This is a genomic window from Bacteroidota bacterium, from assembly GCA_039821555.1.
GTDB lineage: Bacteria > Bacteroidota > Rhodothermia > Rhodothermales > Rubricoccaceae > JBCBEX01.
Genome location: JBCBNX010000008.1, coordinates 155,337 through 161,887, shown reverse-complemented (window position 1 = coordinate 161,887; position 6,551 = coordinate 155,337). Strand labels below are relative to the sequence as shown.

3 protein-coding genes and 1 tRNA gene are annotated in these 6,551 nt (G+C 67.6%); 2 read left to right on the top strand and 2 right to left on the bottom strand.

The genetic code is table 11. The features are described from left to right. The first annotated feature begins 214 nt into the window (after nucleotides 1-214). Nucleotides 215-2,062 carry a CocE/NonD family hydrolase gene (locus AAFU51_11415; protein ID MEO1571865.1) on the top strand — a complete coding sequence of 616 codons (1,848 nt, stop codon included), beginning with the start codon at nucleotides 215-217 and terminating at the stop codon, nucleotides 2,060-2,062. 43 nt (nucleotides 2,063-2,105) lie between these two features. After that, nucleotides 2,106-4,208 carry a S9 family peptidase gene (locus AAFU51_11410; protein ID MEO1571864.1) on the top strand — a complete coding sequence of 701 codons (2,103 nt, stop codon included), beginning with the start codon at nucleotides 2,106-2,108 and terminating at the stop codon, nucleotides 4,206-4,208. 206 nt (nucleotides 4,209-4,414) lie between these two features. Here the strand turns inward: AAFU51_11410 and AAFU51_11405 are convergent. Both AAFU51_11405 and AAFU51_11400 read right to left on the bottom strand, forming a co-directional pair. Next, nucleotides 4,415-4,486, bottom strand: a tRNA-Asn gene (locus tag AAFU51_11405). 69 nt (nucleotides 4,487-4,555) lie between these two features. Further along, nucleotides 4,556-6,551 (bottom strand): M1 family metallopeptidase (locus AAFU51_11400; GenBank protein MEO1571863.1); only part of this gene is annotated, 1,996 nt, incomplete at its 5' end.

Sequence of the window (6,551 nt, the reverse complement as noted above, 5' to 3'; positions counted from 1 at the left end):
GCTCAGCGCAGTGGCCGGTGCAGCATGCTCAGCGCAGTGGCTGGTGCAGCATGCTCAGCGCAGTGGCTGGTGCAGCATGCTCAGCGCAGTGGCTGGTGCAGCATGCTCAGCGCAGTGGCTGGTGCAGCAAGGGCCCGACACGGCGAACGGTGGAATCCCGATATTCTCGCCGTGCCCCAAACATGTCCCGTACCGTTGCTACCCTGCTGTCCCATTGCGCTCGCTCGTCTTCATCCTCCTCGCCCTCATTCTCGTGGCCCCTTCCGCCGACGCCCAGGCTGACTGGGTCCGCCAGCACTACACGAAGTCGGAGCACCTGGTGCCCATGCGCGACGGCACGCAGCTGTTCACGGCCGTCTACGCTCCTAAGGATAGCTCTCGGACCTATCCCGTTCTCCTCCAGCGGACGCCCTACGGCGTCGGGCCCTATGGCGAGGAGGTCAAGCCGTCGCTCGGCCCATCGGAGTCGCTCATGCGTGACGGCTACGTGTTCGTCTACCAGGACGTCCGGGGCCGGCTGATGTCCGAGGGCGCGTTCGTGGCCGTGCGTCCGCACATCGCCAATAAAGAGCCGGGCGACGTCGACGAGAGCACGGACACCTACGACACGGTCGCGTGGCTGCTCGCGAACGTCCCGACCAACGGCCGCGTCGGCGTGTGGGGCATCTCGGCCCCGGGGTTCTACGCCACGCACGCCCTCATCGACGCGCACCCGGCCGTCGTGGCCGTCTCGCCGCAGGCGCCCGTGACCGACTGGTGGATCGGCGACGACCGCCGCCACAACGGGGCGTTTCAGCTCCAGGCTACGTTCAGCTTCCTCTCGTACTATGGCACGCCCCGCCCAGCGCCGACGAGCGAGCAGGCGTCCAGCTTCCGCGACTACGGCACGCCCGACGGCTACGACTGGTACCTCGACCTCGGCCCGCTCGCGACGGTCAACGAGCGTTTCTTCAACGGCCAGAACGACCTCTGGCAGGAGATCGTCGAGAACGACACGTACAACGCCTACTGGCAGGCGCGGACGCCGCTGCCCCACCTCCGCGACGTGCAGCCGGCCGTCCTCGTGACCGGCGGCTGGTTCGACGCCCAGGACCTCTACGGCCCGCTCAAGACCTATGCGACCGTCGCGGACCACAACGCGACGCCGTCGTACCTCGCGATGGGTCCGTGGTGGCACGGCGCGTGGGCCCGCTCCGACGGCGAGCGCTACGGCGACCTGTACTTCGGCCAGCAGACGGCCGTGTGGTACCGCGAGAACGTCCAGGCTCCGTTCTTCGACGCGTACCTCAAGGGCAACGGCGAGCCCGACCTCGCGAAGGCGTCCGTGTTCGTGACCGGCGCGAACCGCTGGCGCTTTTTCGAGGCATGGCCGCCGCGGGCGGCCCGCGCGGCGAGCCTCTACCTCCAGCCGGGCGGGGGTCTCGGGTTCGACGCCCCCACCGAGGCCGGGGCCTTCGAGGAATACGTCTCGGACCCGGCCAGGCCGGTGCCGCACACCGACCAGATCGTGATCCGCCGCGACGACGCGTTCGTTGTGCAAGACCAGCGGTTCGCGAGCACACGCCCCGACGTGCTCGTCTTCGAGTCGCCCGTGCTCGACGAGGACGTGACGCTGGCCGGCGAACTCTTGGCCTCGCTCTTCGTGACGACGACGGGGACCGACGCCGACTTCGTCGTCAAGCTCATCGATGTCTACCCCGGCGACTACGCGTGCCAGTTGCCTGACGCGACATGCTCGGTCCCGATGGGTGGCTTCCAGCAACTCGTCCGCGGCGAGATCATGCGCGGCAAGTTCCGCGATAGCTTCTCGAACCCCGCGCCATTCGTGCCGGGCGCAGTCACTGAGGTCACGTTCGACATGCAGGACGTGGCGCACACGTTCAAGCGCGGGCACCGAATCATGGTCCAGGTGCAGAGCACGTGGTTCCCGATGGTCGACCGCAACCCGCAGCAGTTCATGGCGATCACCGACGCGACGTCCAGCGACTACCAGAAGGCTACGCACCGCGTCTTCGTCTCGCCGGAGCACCCGTCGCGCCTCCGCGTCCGCCTCCTCGACTAAGTTCTCTCCTCCGCATCTCGTCGTCCTGCTTCTTGAGGTCCCCATGCCGACCCTTCTGACGCCCCGCCTCTGGACCATCGTTGTCTTTCTGCTCACCGTAGTCTCGATGCCAGCCGCGGTGCCTGTGGCGACCGCCCAGACGTCTTCGCTCACAGAGCGGATGACCCCCGAGCGTCTCTGGGCCATCGACCGCGTCGGTGGGGCGATGCTCTCGCCAGACGGCACGCAGCTCGCCTACACGGTCTCGACGCCCGACGTGAGCGCGAATACGATGACGACGGCGGTCTGGACGGTCAGCACGGCTCCGGGTGCCACGCCGTCACGCCACGCCGATGGCAGCGGGCCGATGTGGTTGCCCTCGGGCCGCCTCGTCCACGTCGCACCTGACGGGCAGCGCATGGTCGCAGGCGACGGCCCCGCGACGATTACTGGCCTGCCAGAGGACGCCGCCAACGTCGAGATTGCGCCCACGGGCGACTACGTGTCGTTCACCCGCAACGTCCGCCTCGTCCCAGCGCCGACGGACGAGTACCCCGACCTCCCGGAGACCACCGTGCGCATCCACGACGACCTCCTCGTGCGGCACTGGACACAGTGGACCGACGGCACCTACTCGCACCTCTTCGTGGCCCCGCTCGACCCGGCTACGCTAACAGTCGGAGAGGCCACCGACGCCATGCCGGGCCAGCAGATCCACACGCCGCTGCGCCCGTTCGGCGGTGCGGAGCAGATCACGTGGCACGCAGATGGCCGCCGCATCGCCTACACCGCGCGTCCGTTCGACGGCCTGCAGGCGGCGACCAGCACCAACGCGGACGTGTTTCTCTACGATGTGCGCTCGGGCGAGACGACCAACCTGACCGACTTCAACCCCGGCTACGACATCGAGCCCGCGTTCTCGCCCGACGGGAGCCAGATCGCGTGGTCGTCGATGGCGCGCGACGGCTACGAGTCCGACCGTAACCGGATCTTCGTGATGGACCTCGCCACGGGCGACCGCCGCGAACTCACCGAGGGCTTCGACGGCAACGCCTACCACCCGGCATGGCTACCCGACGGCGAGACGATGCTCTTCACGACATCGACCGAAGGCACGACGCAGCTGTACCGCGTCGCTGTGGCCGACGGCACCCGCTCGCCCGTCACCGAGGGCGTCCACAACATCACCGCAGTGGCCATCAGCGGGACGGCCGCCGCGCCCGTCGTAGTCGTCGGCCGCCAGTCGATGATCGAGCCGACGGACCTCCACCGGGTCGACCTGGCCTCGGGTGCCCTGACACGGCTTACGGCGGCGGGGATTGAGAGCATCGAGGGTCTGGACGTGCCAACCGTCCACCGCCGCGACGTGCCGACGACGGACGGCCAGTCGATGCTCGTCTGGGAGATCCGCCCGCCTGGCTTTGACCCGGACCTCCAGTACCCAGCGATTCTCTACATGCAGGGGGGCCCGCAGAGCGCGCTGACGCAGTTCTTCTCGTACCGCTGGAATTTCCACGCGCTCGCGGCGCAGGGCTACGTCGTCGTCGCGCCCAACCGGCGCGGGATGCCAGGCCACGGCGTAGCCTGGAACGAGCAGATCTCGCAGGACTGGGGCGGCCAGGCAATGACCGACCTCCTGACGGCCATCGACGCTGTGTCTGCCGAGCCGTATGTGGACAATGGGCGTGTGGGCGCGGTCGGCGCCTCGTTCGGCGGCTACTCGGCCTTCTGGCTCGCCGGCCACCACGAGGGCCGCTTCAAGACGCTTGTCGCCCACGCGGGCCTGTTCCACCTAGAGAGCATGTACGGCTCGACCGAGGAGCTCTTCTTCGTAAACTGGGACCTCGGCGGGCCGTTCTGGGCAGACCCGCGTCCAGATAGCTACGACCGGTTCTCGCCGCACCTCTTCGTGGATCGCTGGACCGCCCCGATGCTTATCACGCACGGCGACCTCGACTTCCGGGTGCCGCTGGAGCAGAGCCTCCAGGCCTACACGGCGCTCCGCATGCAGGGGCTCGACGGTCGGCTGGTCACGTTCCCCGACGAGGGGCACTGGATCAACACGCCGCAGAACAGCCTGGCCTGGCACCGCGAGTTCTACGGCTGGCTCGACCAGTACCTTCAGACGGCGTACACGCCGCCCGCTGCCCCTAGTTCAACCGACTAGCTTCCGTGCAGGAGCATCTAGTACGGCCCTGCAGCGCAGCGAACCTGCGCATCCTCCTGATCGTGCTGGCCTTCGTAGACTCCTTGGCGGGCAGTAGCAGCGCGCGTATGCACCCATCGAGGGCGACCGAAGGATCGAGAGGGCTGTGACCCGTTCCTCCTCAAAAGAAAAACGGCCTCTGCGCGTAATGCAGAGGCCGCTGAGGGCTCCCCGGGTAGGACTCGAACCTACAACCCTGCGGTTAACAGCCGCATGCTCTACCATTGAGCTACCGAGGAATGGCAAGGTATCCAAGATAGGGAGGTCCCGCGCACTCCGCAATTACTGCGCCCGCTCGCGCGTCATCTTCACGGACCGTTCGTGCCAGCCTCGACCTCCAGATCAAGCCGACGGGCGTTGTTGCCGGGGGCCACGTCAGGGAGGTAGCCGCCCGGGTCGAGCACGACGCTTGCCACGCTCCCCGCAGGGAACGTCACTTGTGTCTCCCAAGCACCATCGAGCCACGTCTGCACCGGAATGACTTCCGTGTGCGTGCGCCCATCGGCATAGGTCACTTCTACGGGCACGGGCACGGGGGCCAGGCCGAGGTCGCGCACGGTCACAGTCACTCCTGCTGCGGTTGTCTCGACCTCGCCCAGGGCCAAGTCCACAACCCACGTCTCGAAGAGCATCGGCGTCCAGAGCCAGTCGAGGTCTTCGCCGAGGTAGCGCTCGAAGCTGTTGAAGAGATCCCACGGGTAGGGGTGCTTGAAGGCCCAGTCGCGGGCGTAGGAGCGGTAGGCGTTGAGGAAGCGCTCCCGCCCGTAGGTGCCTTCGAGCGTACGCAGGATGACGACCGGCGTAGAATAGGCCGCGACAGTGCGGGCGGCGCTGCCGAGCGGGTCGACGGCGCGCGCAGCCCCGCCGATGCGCGTCTGGTCGGCGTGGCGCATCGGCTCGACGGCGTAGCCCGTGCCCGCGAGGTAGTAGTGGTACTGCCGTCGCCGCGCCCACGGGTCGATGTTCTGCTCGCCGAAGCCGCCCCGCGCGACGAACGCCTCCTCGCCGAGTTGGGTGTTGTAGCTCGTCAAGCCTTCCTCCATCCACGTGTAGCGCTTTTCGTCGCTGCCGACGACCATCGGAAACCACATGTGCGATGTCTCATGGTAGGTGACGCCGAAGAGCGAGCGCTCGTTGCGGTCGCTGCCGATGAGTGTGATCATGGGATACTCCATCCCGCCGCCGATGATGCCCTCGACCATCGACATGTGCGGGTAGGGGTAGGGGAAGAACACGTCGGAGAGGTGCTCCACGGAGAAGCGAAGGAACTCAGCGGCACGGTCGCGCCACGCCTGCTCGTCGGGGCGGTAGAGCGCGTGGATGAGCGCGTAGTCGTCCTCGCCATCGGCATCGGTGTCGCCGACGTTGGCCCGCGTCGCGTCCCAGACGTAGGCCGCCGATGCCCCGAACGCGAAGTCGCGCACGTCCTGGGCGCGGTACTCCCAGGTGAGCGTCCCTCCCGTCATCACCGTCGATTCGCCAGGGAGCCGCTGGGCCTCCTCAACGATGCGTACGACCTCGTCCGAGGTGGCGGCGGTAGCTAGTCGTTCGCGGACGCGCGGGGCGAGCACCTCGCTGGCGTTCGTGAGCGTGCCCGTGGCGGAGACGAGCCAGCCTTCGGGAAGCGTGACGGACACGTCGTAGTCGGCAAAAGGCATGTAGTGCTCGCCCATGCCGAGGTAGGGGTCCGTGTGCCAGCCGTAGACGTCGTCGAAGACCGCGAACTGCGGGTAGAAGTAGCTCAAGAAGTAGACCTCGCCGTCCTGGCCCATGCGCGGCGCGCCGCCCGCGCTGGGCACGGGGAACGAGTAGGTCGTCTCCACAACCGCGCGTCCGCCGGGCGCGATCGGCCGCTCTAGGGCGATGGTGAGGAGCGTACCGCTGACGTCATACGCAGGCGCTTGCAGCCGCCCAGCCGTCGCCGAATAGGCTGTGCCGTCCACGCTGAGCGCCTCGATGGTGGTGCCGCCCGTGACTTCGACGGTGCGGTTGCGCGGGACGCCGGGCGCGTGGAGGTTCTGACGCACCTTCATCACGAGATACGCGAGCGAGTCCGGGCTGTTGTTGAAGTAGGTAGCCCGCTGCACGGCGGAGAGCGACCGCGTGGCCGGATCGATCGTCACGTCAATGTCATAGGTCGCGCGGTTCTGCCAATAGTTGGGACCGGGTGCGCCGTAGGCTGTGCGGGTGCCTTGCGCAATGGCCCGTTCAAACTGCGGGGGCTGCAGAACGGGATAGGGACGTGGACGATCTTGCGCCACAGCAGGCCCTGCGGCGATGAGGACAGCAAGAAGGGCGAGCGTC

What these genes read in the sequence shown, in the direction of transcription:
- AAFU51_11410 (MEO1571864.1), top strand. Translation starts at nt 2,106, where the DNA reads ATGCCGACCCTTCTGACGCCCCGCCTCTGGACCATCGTTGTCTTTCTG.